The 24,709-nt window shown below is 43.5% G+C and carries 14 protein-coding genes; 5 read left to right on the top strand and 9 right to left on the bottom strand.

Annotated features, from left to right (window positions below):
* Positions 1 to 78: 78 nt before the first annotated feature.
* Both L1285_RS01190 and L1285_RS01185 read right to left on the bottom strand, forming a co-directional pair.
* Positions 79 to 465, bottom strand: coding sequence for a hypothetical protein (locus L1285_RS01190; RefSeq protein WP_235410637.1), 387 nt, complete (start codon positions 463 to 465; stop codon positions 79 to 81).
* A gap of 161 nt (positions 466 to 626) precedes the next feature.
* Positions 627 to 2,798, bottom strand: a complete 2,172-nt coding sequence (locus tag L1285_RS01185; RefSeq protein ID WP_235410636.1) for a malate synthase G — start codon at positions 2,796 to 2,798, stop codon at positions 627 to 629.
* Between the two features lie 232 nt (positions 2,799 to 3,030).
* Here L1285_RS01185 and L1285_RS01180 point away from each other — a divergent pair, with 232 nt between their 5' ends.
* From L1285_RS01180 to L1285_RS01165, 4 genes are all read left to right on the top strand, one after another.
* Entirely contained in the window at positions 3,031 to 4,635 is a 1,605-nt protein-coding gene (locus L1285_RS01180) for an isocitrate lyase (protein WP_235410635.1), read from the top strand.
* Positions 4,636 to 5,182: 547 nt separating this feature from the next.
* Positions 5,183 to 7,276, top strand: coding sequence for a tetratricopeptide repeat protein (locus L1285_RS01175; protein ID WP_235410634.1), 2,094 nt, complete (start codon positions 5,183 to 5,185; stop codon positions 7,274 to 7,276).
* Positions 7,277 to 7,541: 265 nt separating this feature from the next.
* Entirely contained in the window at positions 7,542 to 8,021 is a 480-nt protein-coding gene (locus L1285_RS01170; protein WP_235410633.1) for a hypothetical protein, read from the top strand.
* Positions 8,022 to 8,226: 205 nt separating this feature from the next.
* Positions 8,227 to 8,757 carry a hypothetical protein gene (locus L1285_RS01165; protein ID WP_235410632.1) on the top strand — a complete coding sequence of 177 codons (531 nt, stop codon included), beginning with the start codon at positions 8,227 to 8,229 and terminating at the stop codon, positions 8,755 to 8,757.
* Between the two features lie 121 nt (positions 8,758 to 8,878).
* On the opposite strand, the gene rmuC is transcribed toward L1285_RS01165, so the two are convergent.
* The 6 genes from rmuC to L1285_RS01135 all read right to left on the bottom strand — a co-directional run bounded on the left by rmuC (position 8,879) and on the right by L1285_RS01135 (position 17,056).
* Positions 8,879 to 10,336: a DNA recombination protein RmuC gene (rmuC, locus tag L1285_RS01160; RefSeq protein WP_442960464.1), complete on the bottom strand. Its 1,458-nt coding sequence runs from the start codon at positions 10,334 to 10,336 to the stop codon at positions 8,879 to 8,881.
* 119 nt (positions 10,337 to 10,455) lie between these two features.
* Positions 10,456 to 11,148 carry a response regulator gene (locus L1285_RS01155; protein ID WP_235410631.1) on the bottom strand — a complete coding sequence of 231 codons (693 nt, stop codon included), beginning with the start codon at positions 11,146 to 11,148 and terminating at the stop codon, positions 10,456 to 10,458.
* Positions 11,149 to 11,355 carry a hypothetical protein gene (locus tag L1285_RS01150; protein ID WP_046005164.1) on the bottom strand — a complete coding sequence of 69 codons (207 nt, stop codon included), beginning with the start codon at positions 11,353 to 11,355 and terminating at the stop codon, positions 11,149 to 11,151.
* Positions 11,356 to 11,594: 239 nt separating this feature from the next.
* Entirely contained in the window at positions 11,595 to 14,690 is a 3,096-nt protein-coding gene (locus tag L1285_RS01145) for a DEAD/DEAH box helicase (RefSeq protein ID WP_235410630.1), read from the bottom strand.
* A gap of 154 nt (positions 14,691 to 14,844) precedes the next feature.
* Entirely contained in the window at positions 14,845 to 15,807 is a 963-nt protein-coding gene (locus tag L1285_RS01140) for a transcriptional regulator (protein ID WP_235410629.1), read from the bottom strand.
* A 16-nt stretch (positions 15,808 to 15,823) separates the two neighbouring features.
* Complete coding sequence (locus L1285_RS01135; RefSeq protein ID WP_235410628.1) at positions 15,824 to 17,056, bottom strand: AAA family ATPase; 1,233 nt, start codon at positions 17,054 to 17,056, stop codon at positions 15,824 to 15,826.
* Positions 17,057 to 17,755: 699 nt separating this feature from the next.
* On the opposite strand from L1285_RS01135, the gene L1285_RS01130 reads away from it, so the two are divergent.
* Positions 17,756 to 18,970 carry a hypothetical protein gene (locus tag L1285_RS01130; RefSeq protein ID WP_046005168.1) on the top strand — a complete coding sequence of 405 codons (1,215 nt, stop codon included), beginning with the start codon at positions 17,756 to 17,758 and terminating at the stop codon, positions 18,968 to 18,970.
* Between the two features lie 3,331 nt (positions 18,971 to 22,301).
* Here the strand turns inward: L1285_RS01130 and L1285_RS01125 are convergent.
* A complete protein-coding gene (locus L1285_RS01125; protein WP_235410627.1) occupies positions 22,302 to 23,174 on the bottom strand; it encodes a DNA replication terminus site-binding protein in 873 nt (290 codons plus the stop codon).
* Between the last annotated feature and the right edge of the window lie 1,535 nt (positions 23,175 to 24,709).

Genomic DNA, 24,709 nt, shown 5'->3' with positions numbered 1-24,709 from the left:
TAAAAGGTAGTTCACAACAAAAGAAATTCCTATTACACCCTATTACTCTCAAACAGGTGTGCAAAAGAACAAGGATAATCAACGGCGCCGTTCAATCTCGCAGAGATCATAGGCCTGGTTGTCGCAGTATTGTGACTGTTTGACTTGAGATTTAGCGCTACCGGCACTCAGCTTTGCTTCGGCATCAATATCAATACCGTTCGCCAGACAGGCTTCTTTGTAGGCTTGATGTTGTTGGGCTTTTACAACCCCATTGGACAAGGCCAGTGCCAGGCCACCAACCAGTTCGAGTTCATGAAACACCAAGTTGCTGGCAGCGCGGGGAGCCATGTCGATACTGGTCGATTCTTTGTAAACGCCGCAGTATTCATCAAAACTGACTTCGGTGTGCGGCACAAAAACACACCCCGTCAACAGCAAGGTGCTACTCCCAAGTAATGTATATTTCCCTGACAACATAGTCATTATTATCCGTATTTATTACTTTAGATAAGGGTATGCTGGGCGCTTAAAGAATACAACGGGATACTACATAAATCTGACGTAAACTTACATCCGCTGACATTTAGCAGGGCAACAGAGCGTAAAGCCCCTTTACACTCTGTTGCCCAGACTAATCAGAGAAACTACTGAACAAGGTCCTTGTATTTACGTCGATACGCATGCAGCAGCGGTTCAGTGTAGCCATTTGGCTGTGCCTTGCCTTGCAGCACCAACGCCAGAGCCGCCGCAAAGGCCAGATTGTCTTCGATATTTTCGCCGCTCATTGGCTGGTATTGCGCGTCATGGCAATTTTGCTCATCGACGATTTTTGCCATACGAACAAAAGTACGTTTAACCTGAGCTTCAGTGCAAATACCATGATGCAACCAGTTAGCAATGTGCTGGCTGGAGATACGCAACGTTGCTCTGTCTTCCATCAGACCAACATGGTTGATGTCGGGTACTTTTGAGCAACCAATCCCTTGATCTATCCAGCGCACCACATAGCCCAAAATCCCCTGGGCATTATTGTCCAGCTCAGTTTGAATTTCATCATCGCTTAACTGACGCGCGCCCAGTAACGGCGGTGTCAGCAGGTCGTCCAGGCTTGCCATCTGCCGCTGGGCAATTTGCTGCTGCAATGTCGCCACTTCAACTTCGTGATAATGCATAGCATGCAAAGTGGCCGCAGTGGGAGAGGGTACCCAGGCGGTATTGGCACCCGACTTAGGATGTGTCAGCTTTTGTTCCATCATTAGCGCCATTTTGTCTGGCATCGGCCACATGCCTTTGCCTATCTGCGCCTTACCCGCAAAGCCTGAAGCCAGGCCAGTGTCTACGTTACGATCTTCATACGCTGCTATCCAGGGCTGCGCTTTTATCTCGCCTTTGGGTAACACCGGGCCGGCCAGCATGGATGTGTGGATCTCATCACCGGTTCTGTCCAGGAACCCGGTATTGATGAATACGACGCGGGCGTGAGCCGCATTAATACAGGCCTGTAAGTTTACAGATGTACGGCGCTCTTCATCCATAATGCCCATTTTTAGCGTGTTTTCAGGTAATTTCAGCAGCTGCTCTACCGCACTAAACAACTCGCCGGTAAAGGCTACTTCCTCCGGTCCGTGCATTTTGGGTTTAACGATATTCACACTCTGCGCCGTGGAGTTTTTAAGCGCTCCATCACCATGCAGATCGTGTAGCGCGGCAGTTGCGGTGATCACCGCATCGACTATCCCTTCGAACACCTCCTCGCCATGTTCATCCAAAATGGCGGGCGTGGTCATCAGGTGACCAACATTGCGCACAAACATCATAGCTCGGCCTTTAAGGCTAAGCGTCTGGCCATCAGGTGTCAGGTAAGTTTTGTCGGCATTCAGTGAACGGGTTACTGTTTTACCCGCTTTTTCAAACTGCTCTTTGAGTGTGCCCTGCATCAGGCCCAGCCAGTTGCGGTAAACCTGTACTTTATCTTCGGCATCCACAGCTGCAACCGAGTCTTCACAATCCATGATGGTGGTCAGCGCGGATTCCAGGATCACGTCTTTGATCCCTGCCTTGTCTGCCTGGCCGATCGGATCCTGAAAGTCGATCAGGATCTCAAAATGCAGATCATGGTGCTTAAACAGTAACGCCGACGGGCTCTGTGGCTGTCCGTTATATCCGGCAAACTGCACAGGATCCGCCAGTTTAACCTGACTTGAGTCGTTGAGTGTGATGATCAGTTCACCCTGAACCACCGCATAGTTGGTGCTTTCGATATGAGAGCCGTGTGCCAGCGGCAAAATACGGTCCAGTAGCTGGCGCGCATAGGCCATTACTTTAAAGCCCCGCACCGGGTTATAACCACTTGCGCGCTCGGCACCGTCTTCCTCTGGTAACACATCGGTGCCATAAAGTGCATCATAGAGCGAGCCCCAGCGCGCATTGGCTGCGTTTAGCGCGAATCGCGCATTACTAACCGGCACCACAAGCTGAGGACCCGCAATACGGGCTATTTCAGGCTCAACCTGCTCGGTGGTGATAGGCTGCGCAGCAACATCAGGCACCAGATAACCAATTTCGGTTAAAAATGTCCGATACTTTTCAGCATCCCAGTCCGGATTCGCTAAGTGGTAATCATCAATTTGTTTTTGTAATAGGGAGCGCTTGGCAAGCAGCGCCCGGTTTTTAGGTGTGAGAGTGTGGATAATATTAGAAAAACCAGACCAGAAGTCGTCTGCGTTAATTTGGGTGCCAGGCAGCAGCTCCTGGCTGACAAAGTCAAACAGGCGGGTATAGATACGCAATCCGGCCTGTAAAATGTGAGAACTCATGTGAGTGATCCTTGATCGGGTTTGAACGGGTCACTTTAAAATAAGCCAATTTCACTAAAAACAAACCCCTTTACCCATTCACAATAAATATACTGGCAATAACAACTATAAATTTAAAAAATTCCACTGGTCGGTCTAGTGTTTATTTAAGCGCCAGGCAGCACTCTCACACTCGCTCTCTGGCAGACAAACATAAACCAGTTAGCTTAAACCCGTTCGAAGGAATTTTGTTATGAGCAGTTACACCTCTCAAATTGATCGTTTTACTACATTGTGCCAGTCTCAGGGCAATACCTGGCAGGGGATCAACCCTGAATTTGCAACCAGAATGCATTTACAAAACCGCTTTAAAACGGGTCTGGATATTGCCAAATACACCGCGAAGGTAATGCGTGAAGATATGGCTGCGTACGATGCCGACAGCAGCCAGTATACACAGTCGCTGGGTTGCTGGCATGGTTTCACTGCTCAGCAAATGATGATGGCCATTAAGCGCCACAATAAGACCACCAAACGCTCTTACGTATACCTGAGTGGCTGGATGGTTGCCGCGCTTCGCTCTGAATTTGGGCCACTGCCAGATCAAAGCATGCACGAGAAAACCGCCGTGCCTAAGCTGATAGAAGAGATCTATACCTTCTTAAAACAAGCAGATGCACGAGAGCTTGATCACCTCTACAAGGCACTGGATGAGGCCAAAGCACAGGGTGGTGACGTACAGGCAATCACAGCACAAATAGATAACTTCGAAACTCACGTGGTACCCATCATTGCCGACATTGATGCCGGTTTTGGTAACGAAGAAGCCACCTACCTGCTGGCAAAACAAATGATTGAAGCGGGTGCCTGTGCCATTCAGATTGAAAACCAGGTATCGGACGCCAAGCAGTGTGGTCACCAGGCCGGTAAAGTGACCGTGCCTCATGAAGACTTTCTAGCCAAGATCAATGCGGTGCGTTATGCATTCCTGGAGCTGGGCGTAGAAGATGGCATTATTGTCGCCCGTACCGACTCTCTTGGTGCCAGCCTGACGCAGAAAATCCCGGTCTCTAAAACGCCTGGCGATTTGGCCAGCCAATACAATGCATTCCTAGACACCACCGTTATCTCAGGCGCTGCTGATCTGAGCGAAGGTGACATGGTCATTAAACAAAATGGTGAGCTGTGCAAGCCGGTGCGCCTCGACAATGGCTTGTATCAATTCAGAGAAGGCACAGAAAAAGACCGCGTTGTACTTGATTGTGTCACCAGCTTGCAATCAGGCGCCGATCTGTTGTGGATTGAAACTGAAAAGCCCAATGTAGAGCAAATAGCAGAACTGGTAAACCGAGTCCGTGAGCAGGTGCCCAACGCCAAACTGGTATATAACAACTCACCGTCATTTAACTGGACCCTGAAGTTCCGTGAGCAGGTTTATGCAGAGTGGCAGGCACAGGGTAAAGATCTGTCGACCTACCCGGATCCAACTCAAGATCCTAAAGCGCTGATGTCTCCTGAGCTGGATCAATCAGAGCTGGCAGCAGAAGCCGATGCTAAAGTACGTACCTTCCAGCGTGATGGCGCTGCTCAGGCTGGTATTTTCCACCACCTGATCACCTTGCCGACTTATCACACGGCTGCGCTGAGCACAGACATTCTGGCGGAAGGTTACTTTGGCGACCTGGGTATGCTTGCCTACGTACGTGATGTTCAGAGACAAGAAATTCGCCGCGAGCAGGCTTCCGTTAAGCACCAGGACCTGGCCGGCTCAAACATTGGTGATACACATAAAGAGTATTTCAGTGGTGAAAACGCGCTGAAAGCAGGCGGTGAAGCCAACACCATGAATCAATTTTAATTGTCATAAAGTTCCTACATCTACAAGGGCCTGCGGGCCCTTTTTAGATCAGTTTTTTACCAGCACATTACCGACAACACATATTCCAATCTATCAAGTCGATGGCCTGTTGCCAGACCTAACAGACTCGGCCTCTTTAATCTCGGCCAGATTAGTGCCGGATCACGATTTTACCCGCCTGCGAATGTCAGATCAGGATTTTATCAGCTGAGGCACTTTTGATCACAGAAAAGGGCGTGAGCGGCAAAAAAAGAGGACGACCACAAGATTTTGGCTTAAAATTCGAAAAAATCCGCCTGCTATTGGCTTAAAAATTCGACTAGTTGCAATAATAAACACGGCTCAGGCCACATTTTTACTAACTCCGAAGTCAATAAACCAAAATTTTACTAAGTCAGCAGCGGATAAAACAGAATTTTACTAACTAGGTAGCCTTACAAACCATCATTTTACCAACTCAGCAAGCTGTAAACCCCCTTTACAGCTCCATAATTGCACCACAATTATTGCATACTCTGAAAAAAGTCTGATGTGCCAAGAAAAAATTATGAAAAAAATACTGCTTCCACCAGCTTTTGCGTTACTCAGTATAGTCACTGTTAATGCGCAGGCAACCAACTCGACGATAACAATACAGGAAATAAAAAAGCTTGAGTTGTCGGGCAATTACGAGCAGGCACTCAGTAGTCTCACCCCATTTTATAGCCATAGCGACCTGAAAAAGCAGCTAGACGCACGCTTTGTTGAAGCACTAATCTATCGCAAGCAGGGCAATCATCAGCAAGCTATTGATGCGTTAGACAGATTAGCCAAGCAATTTCAGCTGGATACCAACAACCAGTACCGCCTTTATAAGGAATTGGGGATAAATTACCGCCGCATGGGCAAACTGGATGACGCTGAAGACAACTACAGGCAAGCATTAAAAACAGCTAAAGAGCTGAATAATAATGACTTTATAGGGCAGAGCTATTCTAACTTGGGTACTTTATACGATTTCAAAAATGAACTCGCTATCGGCATGCAGTTTCAGCTAAAAGCCAGAGATGCACTGAAAGGTAGCCAAAATCATGGCATAGTTGCAAACAACTACTACAACCTGGGTGACATGGCTGTACGCTTCAATGACCTTGAACAGGCCGAGTTTTTCTTTACTAAAGCTTTGATTGCCGATAAAAAAGCGGGGGAGCTCAGTCATATTGCAGGCACAGCACTTAGATTAGCTCAGGTGACCTTTAAACGTAAAAATTACTTGCAGGCAATTGAAAAAGCAACGGAAGCGATAGAGCTGTTGGAGCAAATCCCGGCCAATGTGAGCCTGGCGCGCGCCCATCAATTAATCAGTAAAGCCTATATAAAACTAGAGAAAGGCACACAAGCGCTGGAGTATGCTAAACTTTCGATGCATTATGCCTCTCAAAGTGACAATCTAGTTCAACTCTTTCATGCACATAACAGTATGGCGAGCACTTACCTCTATCAAAACCAGCCCGAACAGGCACAGCCCCACTATGAATGGCTGACACGCTTCATAACAGAAGAAGAAATAAACACCTATTTTTCTCAGCTATATTACAGCCTGAAGGCCAAATATGACTTTCAGCAAGGCAACCATCAGGAAGCATACGAAGCACTAAGCCAGGCAAATACCTTCTTTGCTCAGAATATTGAAAAAACCAATTCCGAACAGGCACTCACCCATAAGCGCACTATAGACACGGTGATGCAACAGCAACGCATTGATGATTCAGAGCATCACCGTAAGCTAACAGAAAGCCAACTGCACAATGCACAACTGATGCAGCGCATGTGGCTGTTTGTAGCCCTGACCTGCCTGCTGCTGGGAATTCTGATCACCTATATCTTGTTCAGTAAAAACAGAACGGCACGCCTGAAAGCCAACCTTTATCAGCAAAACCTCAAACAAAAAGATCAGATGCTGGCCGATATTTCTCATGAACTGAGAACGCCACTGAGTGTGTTAAAGCTTCACATTGAAGCATTAGAATATAACCTGCTGGACGACGACACACTGGCATACAGCAAGATCAATGAAAAAATATCCCAGCTTAATCACCTGATCTCAGACGTTTATCAACTCTCCCAGGCCGATAACCAAGCAATGGTGGTCAATAACCAGCCTTACTGTACCCGTACACTGGCTGACAGTTATTGCTACGACATCAAACGTATGGTGCAAAGCAATGAACTGCACTTCAGTGCTGACATTTCGGTCCCCACCCATGCCAGTGTGTTAATTGACAAGCCCAAACTGGACAGGGTGATAGACAACCTGGCAAAAAATGCCTGCCTGTATACCGATAAACCAGGGCAGGTAAAACTCAAGATCCGGCAAAACAGTGAGGGGTTGATCATTCAGCTGGAAGACTCATCACCGGGCGTGTCGGACAACGAAAAACCACGTTTATTTGAACGTTTATACCGGGTAGAAAGCTCACGAAGCCGGGCAACCGGTGGCTCAGGTCTGGGGTTATCACTGTGTAAAAGCCTGGTCGAATCCATGTCTGGTGACATTGAGCTCAGAGATAGCAGGTTAGGCGGGCTGTCGGTTAGGGTGACACTATTTGCCGCTTCAACAACACCCACGGCCAAAATACCACAAACGGTATCACACAGTTAGTACAGCAAGTGCCTGGCATATTGTCGGGCACTTTAACCACCTTTTATTCGGTCAAACGAATCGCACCTTTTTAAACACAACATATTCAAATCAACCTGGGTGATTAACAGCCAGAACACGCGATTAAATTATTCTAACTTTCACAGATCCGACCTCAATAAAAATCGACCAATAACTGATCCGATCAGGCACGATACACAATCGCCTCCATTTTCTTTCCACAATGATTGGTTTTAATAAGCCATATACACGGGAGGAATGGTCTATGACACAGCGAACTATGAAACACAATGAATGGGTAAAAATTGTTGAATCCAGACATCGTCAGAAAAAGCAAAATACGACAGTAAAAACCACATTACCAATCTGGTCTATGTTGTTAGGCGGCTTTATCATACTTTCAGCTGCATGGACCTACTTTGTTGATAGCTCATCTGAACAGGTGCAAGTTGCAGCAATTGATTCGAGCGCCCAAAAACGCATTACGCGCTATTTTTCTAAGCAGTTCATGATGGGCAGCTGGAAATTCAACAACATTGATTTTAAAAATGGTGAACTGAATGTATTTATCCAGATCCCGACCAAACTGGCAATGTCTGAACATGAAGTGAAAGAATATATTCGTAACTCATTATGCCCGGCTGCTAGCAATCGTGTCTGGCAGGATGTGCAAAATAACGATATGTATATTTACTTGTATACAGACATGCCACGCAGAGGCAAGTACGCCCTGTGTAACAGCTGATCATACGACAATAAAAAAGGGGCCTGATGGCCCCTTTTTTATTGTCAGCCATTCGTTTACAACGCCTCATCTAAATAATCATCAAGTTAGCTGCGCTTTATTAAAAATGATAATCGCTGCTTAGTCGTGTATTATCAATCTGCTTATCAGCTTCCTGCCTGTTTACCAACTAAGGAAAATCAGTAAAATTAATGAGTGACCAACAATGAAAATAATAAAAATACTCCTGTCCATCACGTTTGCCGCTACCCTGGGTATCGTTTTCTTTCATCAGACACTGATATCTTCTGTACTTTTGCCCCAATATATTAGCTGGGCTGAAGAAACTGATATGCAAGGTCGTCAGATTGGCAAGCCCCTGGATGCAAAACACTTAGCGATTGCAAAAGAGATAGGTATACAATTACCGGAAAAAGTGAGAATAGTCTATGTCGATGAAGTCCCTTTTCCTCATGACAATTTTGCCTTGAAAACACTGGGCGAGGCACTTGGTTTTGTGGGAGAAGGCATTATCAATAACGCCCAGGTATTTGGCTATTCCATCTATGTTCGCCACGGGTTTGAACTCACTACGCCTAAGCTGGCACATGAACTTGTTCACGTCCTGCAGATTGAGCGTTCCAGTCTACAGGCCATGGTGACGCAGCACTTTTCTGATCTGGCCGAGTATGGCTATAACAACTCCCCACTGGAAGTTGAAGCCTTTAAAGCCAATGAAATGTACAAAGATCGTTAGGTTGCAAAGTAAAGAGTCGCAAACTCAACAATGAGTATTGCGACTCCAAAAGGTATTATCTACTGCACGAAACAACCACGAATACTCGTCCTGCAGAAATATTCGCGTTAGAGGTTGCCCCTTACTCTAATTCAAGTTTTGCCTTTTCAATTAACTCACTCGGTAACTCGCGAGACACAGAAACACCCAACTCTTTAAACTCAGAGGCTTGTTTAATTAAATTGCCTTTGCCACTGTAGAGCTGAGCCATCGCTTTATCGTACCCTTCCCGAGCCTTATCCAGTTGTTTACCCACGCCTTCCAAACTATGTAAGAAGGCATTCAGCTTGCTGTAAAACTTCTCCGCTCGCAGCGCCAGCTCTTTACTGTGTTTGCTTTGCTCTTCAAATCGCCACAACTGTTTCACGATATTCAGGCTGGTCAGCAGGGTAGTGGGCGTTGCAATTAAGACTTTGTTCTCGAGGGCATACTGATATAAATCCGGTGCATACTTAATGGCCTCGACAAATGCAGATTCGACCGGAATAAACATGATCACCACTTCGGGAGAGTTTAAACCAGGCAAACGTTCATAAGATTTGTCGCCCAGCTCTTTCACCCGGGCTTTAACGGCCTCAACATGCGCGACAATGGCTTGATTGGCCTCGCTATCCTGCTCGGCGTTTACATATCGGGTATAGGCGTTTAGTGAAGTTTTTGCGTCTACCACCAAATGGCGCTCCTGAGGCAGGTAAACAATAACATCGGGGCGATATTTACCTTCGTCGGTCGAAAAACTCACCTCTCGCTGATAGTCATTACCGGGACGTAAACCCGCGCTATCGAGCACATTTTCCAGCATCAGTTCACCCCAGTTGCCCTGGGTTTTCTTCTGGCCCTGCAACGCGTTTGTCAGCTTATGCGCCTGCTCGGTGATGGCCTGGTTATTGGCCTGCAAATGCAATAACTCGGTGCGCAGCGCTGCTCGTTGCTTTAGCTCTTCACTGTGAATGGCTTCCATTTTATCCCGAAAACCCTTGAGCTCGCCCTGCACCGGTTGTAGCAGCTGAGAAATTTTATCCTGACTGTGACGGGCAAACTTTTCACTTTTATCCTCAAAGATTTGTGTCGCGAGGTTTTCAAACTCCTGCTTCAAAATAGATTTTGATTGCTCCAGCTGTGCCAGTTGCGCATCAAAAGATTGCTGCTTCTGGGTCAGCGTGGTTTTCACATCGGTCAATTCCAGCTCCAGGCGATGCGCATACGCCTGTGTGTCCTGAGCCATGTCTTCCGCTTTTTGCCAGCGAACCTGTAACTCACTGGTTTGGCGTTGCTTTTCGGCAAGTCTGGCCTGCAGCTGTTGGCAATCACCATGTAGCTGCCAGTGTTGGGCCTGTGCCTGTTTAAGCTCATCATCTCGCTGCGCCAGCTGGTTTTGCAGTTGCTCGTTTTGCATCGTCAGTTGTGCCTGGGCAGTGTGGTTTTTTTGCCGAAACAGTAAATACAGCGGAGCAAAGATGCAGGAAGATAACACAGCGCCGGCACTGAGCAGGGTCAAAATTTGTGTGGGATAAAGGGAGGCTAAACTAGACCAAAACATAGGCATTCTCTTGCTGTTGCTATGTTTAGATAATATCAATTACATAGCCTAAATGCCTATTATATTGTGCTTTTCTTCGGGTTTATTGCGGTGATGTCGCGGTGCTAATGCGCCGTCTATTATACGTCGAGCTGTTGCTCGTTAAAACGATAGCCCGCACCGTAAACCGATTCTACAATTTTGGGCGAGCAATCGATTTGTTTAATTTTTTTACGGATGTTCTTAATGTGGCTGTCGATAACGCGGTCGGAAATATCAAAGTTATCTGGCTGAATATGATCAAGGATCTGCTGGCGTGAAAAAACCCGGTTTGGCGCCTGGTACAACATGGCAAACACATCGAACTCAACTTTGGTCAGAGACAGGGTCTGCCCCTTGATAGCCACAATCAGTTGCTCAACATCAACGACTATTGGAGCCTCCTGAGACGCGCTGGGCGCCGCCTGACAGCGACGTAAGATGGCTTTGATACGCATCACCAGCTCAGCAGCACTGAATGGCTTACAGACGTAATCATCGGCACCAAACTCTAAGCCTTTTAAGCGGTCGGCCTCTGAGACCTTTGCCGTCAGCATCACAATTGGCACCATGGAGAACTCGCGGATCTGGCGCATACACTCCACACCGTCCTGATTTGGCAGCATGATATCCATCAAAATGGCCTCGGGTTTGTTTTCTCTGACCCAGTCGACCACCAAAGCACCATCCGCAATATGAGAAATGTCGAATCCAGAAGCCTTGAAAAACAGCATTACCTGCTCTGCAATATCGTAATCATCCTCAACGATAAGAATATGGTGCTTAGATGTCATTTAGCCTCTCGATTTAGCCTTAAGTTGTGAAAGCTGCTTTTTAACCTGACCTTTTAGTTTATCCGATAATGTTTCATCGAACAGCAGCATGGTCAGAATGCTTGCCAGATCCTCTGAACTGGCGACCTCGTTCAGTAGATCATAATCACACTGTGACTGAGGTTCAATAAAGTTTAACTGTGAAATTGCATTTTCGTAGCACAACATAGCTCGCCCCTTGAGTCCATTGCTTCCTAATTCGCCAATATAGCTATTAAAGTCGAACATTGTGGATCAAATATGGAACAGCTTAAAAACGCACAAAAAAAAGCCGGTTCACTGGGAACCGGCTCGATACAATACTTGTATTTAATAGGGGGAAATCAACAATATGCTTACTACAAACTGGGCGTTAACAACAAGCATAATGATAGACCCCCGGGTGCTGTGAAAAGTTCAGAAAAAAATTAGTTTTTTATCATTTCGAGCATTTGTGCTTCATTGAACTGGGTTAAATTCACGCCCGCATCAGCGAACAGGGCGTCAACCAGCGCCTGTTTGTCTTTTTGCATCTGAAAGACTTTTTGCTCTATGGAGTTGGCAATGATCAGCTTATAGACAAATACAGGCTTGTCCTGGCCTATTCGATAAGCTCTGTCGGTTGCCTGATTCTCAACCGCCGGATTCCACCAGGGATCAAAGTGGATCACGGTATCTGCCTGAGTCAGGTTTAGGCCGGTTCCACCCGCTTTTAGGCTGATCAGAAAAACATCCACTTCGCCTTCAGTAAACAGCGAAATCACTTTATCTCGCTGCCTGGTTTGCCCGGTCAGCATAGTGAATGGAATGTCTAAGCCATCACAGTGACTGGCTATCATATCCAGCACACTGGTGAACTGACTGAAAATAATCACCTTACGACCTTCTTTGAGGAAGTTAGGCAGGTGGCTTGAAAGCCAGTCAAATTTGGCGCTGTTAAATGCCTGTGTTTTGTCGACCAGGCTTGGGTGGCAGCAGATCTGGCGCAGCTTTAACAGTGCATCAAGAAATGCCAGCTTGCTTCGCTCCACGCCTTGCTCTTTGAACAAATCAACCAGGTTAGATTCAATCTTGGCCTTCACCTGATGATACATATCTGCCTGAGCCCCACTGAATTCAAGCTTTTTCACCAACTCGGTTTTCGCCGGCAGTTCCCGAACTACTTCGGACTTAGTACGACGCAGAATAAAAGGCGCAATCAAAGACTGGAGCTCTTTGGCGCGACGAGTATCGTTTTCTTTTTCAATGGGCTGCTGAAAGTAGTGTTTAAACTGCTGCTTGGTGCCAAGAACATCTGGCATCACAAAATCGAGCAGAGATTTAAGCTCTAAGAGGTTATTCTCAACAGGCGTGCCGCTGAGACACAGCTTAAACTCGGCGGATAGTTGTTTTACGCACTTGGAAATTTGCGCGGTTTCATTTTTGATGTACTGCGCTTCATCGAGCACGATAGAATCAAACTCAAGTTCTGAATAGTGCGCCAAATCGCGTTTCAGCAACGGATAGGTGGTAATAATAAAACGCGCATTGGCTACCTGATTGAGCTGTTTATCACGCTGCGCACCATGCACAGTTAATAAAGGCAAATGCGGTGCAAAACGACGGAATTCGTTTTGCCAGTTACCAACCAAACTGGTCGGGCACACAATCAAAGAAGGTTTTGTCACCAGGGTGTTATGCTGAGAGATAAAGTAAGCAATCACCTGCAGGGTTTTTCCCAGGCCCATGTCGTCGGCGAGGATCCCACCCAGCTGATGACGATTCAAAAACCGTAGCCAGTCAACGCCATGCACCTGATAATCACGCAGGGTAAAATGTTCACTCTCTCCCGATGTGACCGCAGTGCCAGTCGGCTCTGGTCTGCTCAGCTCATCCAGATAGTCAAGCAGGCGAGCGTCATCAGAGACGCTCTCAATAGCTGACAGTTCAAACAACTTGCTGGCATAAGAAAGCGGAAACTTAAATTGCGAGCTGGAAAGGTAATAGCTAAACCTGGCTTTCAGCTGTAATAGTTCATCATAAACGGCCTTGGGGATCGCATAAAACTGCTCTGCAATGTTGATGTACTGATAGACATTGGCCAGTGAGTTAACCTCATGAGAAGGCACTTTATCCCAGTCAAGTGTGACCAGCTTGTCATCAAACATGACCCGGCCAATCACATGGTGTTTTTTATCTCGTTTCAGTACCAGCGTTACCTTAGGTGTTAACACCGGACGACCGCCTTGCAGCTCGTCGACTTGCCAGAGCTTGCTCTGTAAGTAAGGGCGGACTTCGCTGTTAAACCAGTGATAGGTAACATCATCGTCATGGGGGAGTACAAAGTGATTTTGCTGCGCGGAGAATCCAAGTCCGTTAAGCATTTTTTCACAGCGGTTTAGTTGCTTCGCTTTTGAATATCGGCCTTCCTTATCGAGTAAGGACAATGCCAGCTTCAGCGGCGAGCCGGGCTCAATACTCAGTTTCGCGACCAGCTTGTCCTTGTTAACCAGATGCTCATGCCCCTGGGGTGGCGGCACGATATTGTCGGCAAATACATCCTGAAAACGTTTAATCACAGCTTCGATCTTTGAGGCGTTGATCAAAGGCATGGTGTGTAAATGGGCAATTTCCTGCGCACTTAACTCAGATTCAATGCGACCCAGGATCATGTTCTCAGTATCAAGATACACCGGCGGATCTGTTTTGATCAGTTGCCATTGCTCTACGCCCGTTAAATGGCTGGTTAAGCGGTATTCGTCACGCTCTTTTTGCCAATTGAACTCAAGGTGTTGCTTGTGCCCAAAAGTAAGCGGCTTGCGACTGCTTTGGTAGAAGCAGCGTTTACTCTGAACCAGTTGCTGCAATGCCGAAAATCCCCAGCTTCCGGAAAGCTCAAAGTGACCAGGCGTATTTTGCGAGCGGATCCAGGAGAACAGCCTGAAATCGCTTTCCAGTATGTCCTTGGGCGGCACCTGACTATTTAGTTGATGCTCGGTCAGAGCGCGTCCAAGCGGATAGATACCATCGGGCTTTTGTGGGGTGGTTTTTGGGTTAACCAATAACTCGTTGCCGCGTAATTCAAGCACGAACAGCAGTACGTTAGTCACATCCAGGTCATTGGCTTGCTGTAACTGAGCCAGCTCATTAAACCAATCGTTGACCAGATAAGACTCGCCAAACCCACCCGAGTGGTCAATTTTGAGTTTAAGCAGTACCGCAGCAATATGGCGACACTTAGGGTTGTTTGAGCAGGTACACTGCGCCTCAACGGAAGGCGTGCCTTTGACTTGCTCAATTTTGATATGCTGAGTAAAGGTATTACCAAAATTGCCCATTACCTGGGCGTCAATTTTTGTAAAATCGTCGGAATGATCCAAAAAGCTTATCTGCTCGTCATGCAAATACTGTTTGGCCTTGCTTAACAAGGCAGCATTGAAATACTGTTTGAGGAACCGCTCTGACAATGGGAACTGAGTCGACTGTTCCTGCTTAATTTCCTCAAATAGTGCTAGAAGTTGCTCTTTAGATAACTGCGAAGACATTCGTTTACAATAAAAAAGACGTAAAAGAGCAGTATATGAAATTACGTATTTGAGCTAAAGGGGCAAATGGCGATAAATCGGGAAAAAGTGACTGGTTGGATGACAAGTGAGTCGATAAAGTACGAAAAACGGCCGGGAAATCCGGCCGTTATGCTTAATTGAAACTTGCGAGCAATTTCTCTAATTGCTCAAGGCGTTTCTCAGTGATCACGCGATCATCAATTTTTACTGTGATGGCACCGCTTTTTATGTTTTTTTGTACCTTCACATAGTCGTTTTCGAGTAATGCAACGTTTCTGGACTCAGCCTTTGCGAATGTAGTCAGATAATTGGTCAACAAAACGGCTCGCTTTTCATCGCTGACTGGCTCTGATGTTAGTTTATCAGCATTGTATTGTGCGACTTTTTGTTTAAATGCTTCACTGTGTTCCTGAATGGCTGTGATGAGCTTTTTAGCCGCTTCCCGGCCCAGATGATTTGCGGTTGGATACAGACTCACCACTTCAAGTGGAATGTGCTCATATGCTTTTAAAGAGTCTGCGATAGCGGTGTGTGATAAGCCTTCAATGGCTGCAATTTCACGATAAGAGCCTTTCTTACCTTGACTGATAAGTGCTTGCTTAGTTTGTGAAAACGCTTTGCCTTGCTCCCACAAGCTCGGTGCAATGTACTGATCTGACGATACAGAGAGTACTTTTGCATCTTCGTCCGTAAAATCTGCAGAGGTTAAAATCACATAATCTGCGTTTGCGAGCAAACAGGCTTTTCTGCGTCTGGAGCCTGACAGCACCTCGTGTACCGCGCCTTTATCCCAACACAGCGCTGGGTGAAGGTTGCGTTTGTCCGCTTCAATAGCTGGAAGAATATCGGCAACTGAGCGCTCATTGAGTAATGTTTGATCGCGTCTGTTGTCACCATAGACCTTTGTGACTTGCGAAATTTCATTATGCTTGATCACCTTACAGATCAACGTGATCATTCTGTTTGGATCGCTTGGTGCAGGCATGGTCACCACATCACCAACTTTAGCCTGATCTAAAAGATCATCCAGACTGCTTCCTTCAACGGGAGTTGCAAATGGATCTATGCGAGTGTCGTTTTTACGTTTTCTAGCCATGAAATTCTTTACCTGCTTACTGATCGAGTGATGACTGAGTTGAAGGCCAATTTGAACGGATCAACATTTCGAGCTCATCGACAACATCTTTAATGTTTTCCTGCGACTTAATGAGAGACTCTCGACTTGCGAGTGAATCTGATGTCTTCTGATCGAAAATCGTATTGAATGATGATGAACTTGCCGTAATTGCGGAGCTATGGTTAATCGGGTAACTCATAACCTGACGGCCAAAAGCACTTCGAACATCTTTAACTATGTCGCGTTGTGAATGGTTGCCTTTAACGTAATTGGTCACCAGGAACTGCATAAAATCCCAGCCTTCATGGCCAAGCGCAGCGACTGTATGATAGATCTCACCCAAGCGTTTGAGATACTTGTTATTCGCGTCAAAGTCTACCGCTTCCGGATGGACTGGTATCAACATCGCCGTAGACGCCATCAGCGCGTTGTAGAACATAAAATTAAGCGAAGGTGCGGTATCTATCAGGATAATGTCGAACTGCTCTGAAACTGGGTCTATGACCTTCTCTTTCAACTTATGATAGTGCCGTGTTTGCGCATAGCTTGATGACTCTTTTAATTCAGTTGCTGTTTCGTGCTCAAAATAGAAATCATCCATGCCCGAGGGCAATACCCGAATATTAGGTATATGTGTTTCTCTGAAGGCATCTGATACGAGTTGCTCCCATGTTTCACCTTCATCAAGTTCAATACAATCGCGCATTAGATCGCCAACCGTGATCGGTTCGGGATCTTGTGAAGGAAAGAAGCTTGACGATGATCCTTGTGGATCCAGATCAATGATCCCAATTCGATATCTTTTAATATTTGTTGTAGCCAGCGCTGCAGCAATGTTTACCAGACTGGTAGTTTTACCACATCCACCTTTGAGGCTGTTGATCACGATAACCTGAAGTTTATCAGATGACTTTCTGTGATCTGCGTTGATCCCTAAAATTTCAGCCATAGAGAAGATATTGGCCAAAGTATAGGCATAATGACCGTTGGCACCTTTTTGGATAGCTAAATGATCAAAGTCACCTTGATCATGTCGTCGTTTAAGGGTTCTATTATTTACGCCCAATAAGTCTGCTGCTGCTTTTTGCGTATAAGTGCGAAGTTCTTTATCCTCACTTTTCAGGTGTGCGCGATAATGCTGAATTCGGCCTTCAAGTGATTTTTCTGCTACTTCAGCTGTTGCTTTAAGCAGCCGGTAGGTTGAGAGCGCATTGCTATTGATAGACATACGTTATTTCCTTCAAATGATGCCTATTATTATAATGTCCATTACTTTGGCAGTAAACATAAAAAAACAAAGACATCCTACATTGCACTTTGCCTAAGGTATAAATAAATAAGTTTAGAAATGGTTAGATCTATAGGTATTAAAGGCTAAGGGTAAACTTATTATGCCTAAGCTGATGTTTTAATTGAATATTGCTAATTATTTCGGATCAATCAAATACTTGGTTTAGATCAGATCCTTCTGTACTCGCGGATCGGGTTTTTACCTACGCCATCTTCAGAACTTTCATTAGTCACAGTTTATACACAGCCTTATCCACTTTTGCATGCCTGTGGATCCATATTTTACTAAGTAATTTCATGTAGTTATACACTTTTTTAAATTTTAAGAGGTGATCTAATAGGTATAGATCTGATCTCTACTTGGAATGGATCGGATCCTTACTAGCAAGATCTCTGTTTATCCACAATAACTAGTGCCACGAGTGATAACTGCCGGAAATCCGCGCTCCTATTTGCTATTGTACAGCGATTTTCTTAGTCAGTTGGTATAATATTGATCTAGAAAAGTGCACTTGTTAGTAAAAATGTGATCTCTCCGTGTTTTTTAGTCCAGATCAGTTTTTTACTAACTTAAACAATTAACTTTTGATCGTGAATGTGTTGTCATTAACCGTCACAAAATTCTGGAAGTAATAAAATGAGCCGCAAGGTAAACATCTCCGTTGATAATTTACCTGATTCCCTTAGAGGTCAGATCCATGGTGTCGAAAGTGCAACCGACAATGAAAGTTTAGCATTGTTTACAGACAACAAAGATGTGCGTGTTTCACTCGAAAGTGCGACTCATGGTTTAAGAGCCTACTCTAATACCTTTAATCATTATGACCTTTGGGGACGGTTTGTTCGTTCTGGCTATAAAAAGTTACCGCTAGAAGAAGCGCCAAAGAAAACCATCATTTCGAGAAGAATTTCTGAAAAAGTTGATGGAATTGTATACGATGGCGAACTAAAAATTACGCCAGCAGTTGTGAGCAGCAAAAAGGATGGTGAAGAGGCTGAGTTTTTGGTCTGGCCATCAGACAGAGAAGAAAAAGTAGAGCGGGCACTTATTCGGTTAGCCTCAAAGGGTAAGATAGTAAAAATTAATTTTAAGTCCGGTATTCAATATGCGGTAATTTTTTCTATGAATGAGTTGGCTCAGGAGCTAAAAGCTGTTGGCCAATCAATGCCTTACCCACAAATTAAAGAATCTTTAGAGGCGCTTCAAGGCTCAAAGTTATCATTTAAATATCGCGCTACAGATACGAAAAGCACGGATATAGACGACTCTTTTTATGAGTCTAATATGAACTTCTTATCTTCATTACACTTTAGCGGGAAAAAAGGCCAGGGTGGTAATGTTAAATGTGTTGCTTGCCTTAATGCTTTTGTTCATAACATGATCGATAACTTGGAGTACAAAGGCTACTACTTCAACAGTGCACAAGAATTGAAACGTGGTTTATCCCGTTGGATGATGCTTCGCTTGTACCACTTGTGGAGATATGCTGCGCCAGGTAAAACTTATCATTTTCGCTTACTATCTATCATGGAAAAATATGGTTCTATTTATCCTGATGATGAAATAACCGACAATAAGTTGAAAGCATTAAGAAGAGATATGACGACAACGATGAAAGACCTGATCGAAAAAGGGGCTATCTCTGAGTATCATATTTCCAATGTGAAAGATGATAAGAGCGGTAAAATCATCGATTATGTGTATGAAATGCACCCTTCTGCACAGTTCTGTGATGAAATATTAGCATTAAATAAACATAATAAGCGCATTGAAATACAGGGTGGTAAGCGTATTGTGGAAAATGCTGAAATAATTGATGAAGATACGCTTGAAGAAATCGTAAAGAAATAACACATCGACTTAAACCTGCCTAACGAGAGCGTGTATAAACGCTCTTTGGAAACGAATTACTTCAACTGCTAGTTTTCAATAAGTCATCACCGATTATGTTAAATCGGTGATGATATTTATACGTCTATTGCTGCACTATTGTTTTATTAGATTATTCTATGATGTGTTCTTTACTGGGTGGTGGTCATATAGAATTGAGTGGTGACGTGTGCCAGGGTCATCGAGCAGCTCAATCAAAACGACGGGTACCTCCTTGAGTGCAAGAATGGGGATAACAATATCTTTGTATAAATCTGGACTATTTAGGTTTCTCAATCTAATGATGTGTTCCAAATGAGTTGTGTACTGACTTGCTTGCAGAATTGCTGAGCAAGCGGGTAGCAGGAAGGAGTTTCTATAGATGATGACTGGAATAAGTACATTTTTATGGACTGAGGTATATGCGGTTTTACCATTTAAATGGTGTGTTCTCGAACTGGGGATGGTTAGTATAAAACTGAGTGGCAGGGTTATCGATCAGCCCAATCCACAAAAGGGTATCTCTTTGTAAGGCAACAAAGTGGATAACGATATTTTTGTATGGACCTGGGATGTTTAGGTTTATCATTTTAAATGATGTGTTCTAAATGAGCTGTGCACTGACTTGCTTGCAGAATTGCTGAGCAAGCGGGTGCCAGGAAGGAGCTTCTATAGATGATGACTGGAATAAGTACATTTTTCATAGATTTGGGTAATTGCGGTTTTATCATTTAAATGATGTGTTCTTTACAGGTTGGTGGTCATATAGAATTGAGTGGTGACGTGTGCCAGGGTCATCGAGCAGCTCAATCAAAACGACGGGTACCTCCTTGAGTGCAAGAATGGGGATAACAATATCTTTGTATAAATCTGGAATATTTAGGTTTCTCAATCTAATGATGTGTTCTAAATGAGCTGTGCACTGACTTGCTTGCAGAATTGCTGAGCAAGCGGGTGCCAGGAAGGAGTTTCTATAGATGATGACTGGAATAAGTACATTTTTATGGACTGAGGTATATGCGGTTTTACCATTTAAATGGTGTGTTCTCGAACTGGGGATGGTTAGTATAAAACTGAGTGGCAGGGTTATCGATCAGCCCAATCCACAAAAGGGTATCTCTTTGTAAGGCAACAAAGTGGATAACGATATTTTTGTATGGATCTGGGATGTTTAGGTTTATCATTTTAAATGATGTGTTCTTTACTGGGGGGTGGTCATATAGAATTGGGTGGTGACGTGTGCCTGGGTTATCGCACAGCTCAATCAAAACGAGGGGACCTCCTTGAGTGCTAGAGTCGGGACAACAATATTTTTGTATAAATTTGAATTATCTAGGTTGCTCAATTTAATGATGTGTTCCCTATGAGCTGTGTACTGACTTACTTGCAGAATTGCTGATCTGATCAAGTGGGTGCCAGGAAGGAGTTTTTATAGGTGATGACTGGAACAAGTACATTTTTCATAGGTTTGGGTAATTGCGGTTTTATCATTTAAATGATGTGTTCTTTACAGGTTGGTGGTCATATAGAATTGAGTGGTGACGTGTGTCAGGGTTATCGAGCAGCTGAATCCAACTACGGGGATAACAATATCTTTGTATAAATCTGGATGATCTACCTTTGTCTAATTAATGATGTGTTCTTTATTTGGGTGGTGGTCGTATTAAACTTGGTGGTGACGTGCAGATTAGATGAAGTTGAAGGCAAGAAGGAACTTTGAAAGGCCATGATTTAGAGAAGTGCGTTTTGCACGAAAGAGATTATTTTAATATTGCGGATTCTAATGATGTGTTTTTGATTTGGGTGGCGGTCGTAAAAAACATGGTGATTATGTGCAGATCAGCTGAAGACAGGAAGGAACCTTGAAAGGACTTGATTCGGATGAATCCATTTTCACTAATTGAGTTCACTTCGATGTGACTAAACTAATGATGTGTTCTTTAGGTGGTGATGGTCGTATAAACTCTTTGGTGACTTGTTGATCTGCTTAAGCAAAGACTGGGAATAGTTTCGAAAGGCTATGACTTGGATGAGTACAGCTTGCTCGGATTGAGATTATTTTATTCTACTATTCTAATGATGAGTTCTTAATTTGGATAGTGGTCATTCAGAAGTTGGTGGTAACTTGTAGATTAGCTTAAGCGGAAGACAGAAAGGGATTTTGAAAGGCCATGAGTAGGATGAGTGCATGTTAGACAAACTGACATTAGTTTGATTTCACTATTTAATGATGTGTTTATGCGATGGATGATGATCTTACGGAACTTACGGATCTGCGAAAGTAGAAGACAGGGAGGAGTTTTGAAAGGTCATGATTCGGATGAGTGCATTTTGCACGGACTGAGATTAGTTCGATTTCACTAGTTAATGATGAGTTCTTTAATGGTGTGATGGCCGCAAAGAATTCAGTAGTGACTTGCTGCCAGTGTTACTGATCAAATTGATTAAAAGGAATGTAAAAACTTGGAAGAGAAGTTGTTGAGTGAATTTGGGTTATACAGGAAGGATATTTCGAAGAATTTAATAAATGAGAACACATCGTACAGCAAGTCAATTTAATGCTTCCCTCGGCAAACACTTTGTATTTCAAAAACAAGCTGCCAAACAACCAAGTTTTTGAGTACATCTAATCTTAAGGAGATACATCTTTATCTAATTTAATGATGTGTTTTTGATTTGGCTATTTATCTGATAAATCGTTCTAAAGAGAAAATGGTGGTTAATTTTATATTGCTTGAATTCATATTTTGTGTAATTACCTTTTAAATGATGTGTTCTTAGTTTGGATGATTGTCGTACAGAATTCAGTCGTGACTCGTTGCTATGGTTGCTGATCAGCTGATTCAAAAGAAAGGGAGGGGGTTCATAATTCTGTGTGGATATGTTCTTGAAAAACATCGACGTGGGAGAGTTATTTTTATGTTGACTTGGAAGCAATTGATTAACTTATATTTATGATGTGTTCCTAAGTTGGCCTTTTTTGGGTATAAATCAAATGACAGTGTCTTATCGTAAGAGCATCCCGGCTATCTGAATCTACATTATTTAATTGGTGTAGATTCAGGCGCGGTATTCATATGGGCAAAAACTTAGAATCATGGTTGAATTAGAACTATATGATTCGAGTCGGTTGTTGGGTTCGTTTTTAAACTAACAAGAGATAGAATAATATGTAAATGGGGCTTAGTAAAAGAAAGCACTTTTTTATACATAAATATCATGTCCGTCGACAGAAAGAAAATCACAGAGTAAAGTAATGGTTTTTAATCCGTGAATCCTAACTCAACTGTCATTAGGCCTATATCTATTTTAGTCAGTTTTCAGCTTCTTCGAGATAGATTCTTTCAATTAGATAGTTGTACTCTTTTTTCCTTGGGTCACTATCGTCTCGCATATAATTCTTAAGCTCACCTATTTTAGTCTCCTCCTGTGGATTTAATAACACAAAAGGAAGTGCGCCACTCACATGATATCTATTTTTAGCACTAAAACGGACATTCACTTCTGGACTTACCCTAGTTGGCCTTCTTATTCTTAGCTTCGAAGTTGATGGTAAACTTGAAACTCGGATTTTCTCTTGCTCTAGTAGTGTTTGCCAACTTTGCTGGTCAATTGCTCTTGGGTTTGTGTACTGAGAAGACCTTTGGAGTATTTCTAAGGCCGCTTTCTTTGAAAGTGATTTAGTGGAGTGTTTAGTCATCCATGTAAAACGAACAGAGTATGGAATAGAGTGTTCAAAATGGATCTTTCTATATGCGGCGAGAGTAACCAGACCAGGTACTGCGCTATGAACGGCTTCAAATCGAGCGTCATTATTTGCAATTTCGAGAACAAGTTCTTTAAATGCTTCTTTCGCGAGATTTACTTCGACAAGCCTGTTTTTCAACTCATCATTGGGGTCATTAACGAGAATGATACCGGGGTGTCTGGTTAATACTTTTCCGCTTTCTTTTTTTTCAATGAAAAGGTCTTTGTATGAAGCAATACAGTTAGCCAAAGCCAAATCACCGGTAATTTTTTCTACATGGATATTTTCTGGCGCTGAAAGCTCATCTTTTTTCTGGACTGGAGGAAGTTTATAGTAGTACGCCTTTGTTATGTCAGCGTGCTCGATTTCTTCACATAACAGAGATACCTGTTCAAATAGATAATCAAAATGAGAACGTATTGAAAGTTTGTTTTTCATAGCGCAAAATCAGTGTTACATAAGTTGTCATTATACATGTTATTAGTTTAAAAATTAATAAATGATCGACTGTTAGCTTTCTGATATAGAAAACTTGTAGCCTAAGATTTAATGATATTCATTTAAAGGTATGATGTGTTCCTTTCATTTTAATTAAGTTTCCGCTTTAATGCAAGTTAATGAGCTTTCACTTTTATACAGTTAGGATGAAGAGTACTCTGTAACGGGTAGGATTAGTAATGGCTGTTAAGGTGAAATTGTTATAAGTATTCTCTCAGAAAGTGACTTTCAAAAATTTCCGCATTACTTCCTAAGTGCTTAAGCCTTATAAAAGTATCATGTAATTAATTAAGAGAGAAGTGTTTCAATGGTGCTCACTCATCAGAATTTGAAAGACAACTATTGTCCTGTGACATTTTTATGAGCCAGTGGACTAAAAATAAGCATTTGTTTCTCATATTTTCGCTCTGACTCATAGATGGAACAAAAGAAGGTTTTAAAATTTCTACTCTGCAAAAAACCACAAACAATGTTGTGACTAAGCTAAGTTTTAGTCTCATGCACAATTGTAACTATGGAGAGCAGGTTGCCCAACCACTAAAAAACGATAAAGCCCATTCGTATATTGGTGAGTTAAGGTCACCAAAGCAAGAGCTGTGAGTCTGAAAATTGTATCAACCTTTCCGACCAGGTGTTGTTTATTTAAATAATAGAGCGAACTTGGCCTTGTATTATCAGATCTCAAAAGTAGACATAGAGACGTAATCTTGAAAAATACTAACTCTAACCGACGCGATTATCACAAAGTTATATCCGTTAGATACGAACCCCAACTTTTGTTTCTAAAGGGCGATTGAAGCCTGACTGACTTTACGAGTTGTATTTCTCTTGTCTCTTCAAGCTGAAAATGCGTTTATTAGTGATCAATGAAAACATTCGGTTTAGAGCAAAAAGCTTGTAACTGCTTAGGCAAGCATAATACCAAACCGGCATTTATCTTAGTCCGCTCTCTTGATTGACAATTGTTTTGACTGCATACGTAATTGCATATGTTTGGCCAGAAAACAGGGTGCGATTAAGCGCTAGGCCTAGCTAAAGCTAAATATAATCTTTGATGTAATTACGCAACAAATCTTGAGTTGCCCAAAACCCTAATAAACTGCTCCAAAAGTTCAGGGCTACTTACTCAGGCTAGTCCATTGCGTAGGAAGAACAGCTCATAAAGCAGTTGGCACGAAAGATACCAGGGCAATTAAGCAAGAGCCTAAGAAAAAATGCATTTAGTAGTGGCCTCAAGCAATATGCACTTATTGCCAGGTGAGAACGGAGCAGAAAGTGTATGAGCTAGCGCCAATTTTCATTGGCGTAAAAAATAATGTATCGGATACGCCGCTAAAGGGTATTAACCAGCAGCATTCCGAAGAGATGATGAAAGTGCTACGTAAAATTGTGCAGCTTTGCTTTCCAAAGTATCAGGGTAAAAACCGAAAGCACGATGTTACGAAAGTAATCTTAGGAGTAAGTTATAGGAGAGG

Origin of the sequence: Pseudoalteromonas sp. DL2-H2.2, assembly GCF_021532535.1 — a bacterium.
Lineage (GTDB): Bacteria > Pseudomonadota > Gammaproteobacteria > Enterobacterales > Alteromonadaceae > Pseudoalteromonas > Pseudoalteromonas rubra_A.
The sequence above is the reverse complement of the archived record's forward strand: the minus strand, read 5'-3'. Positions and strand labels throughout refer to the sequence as shown.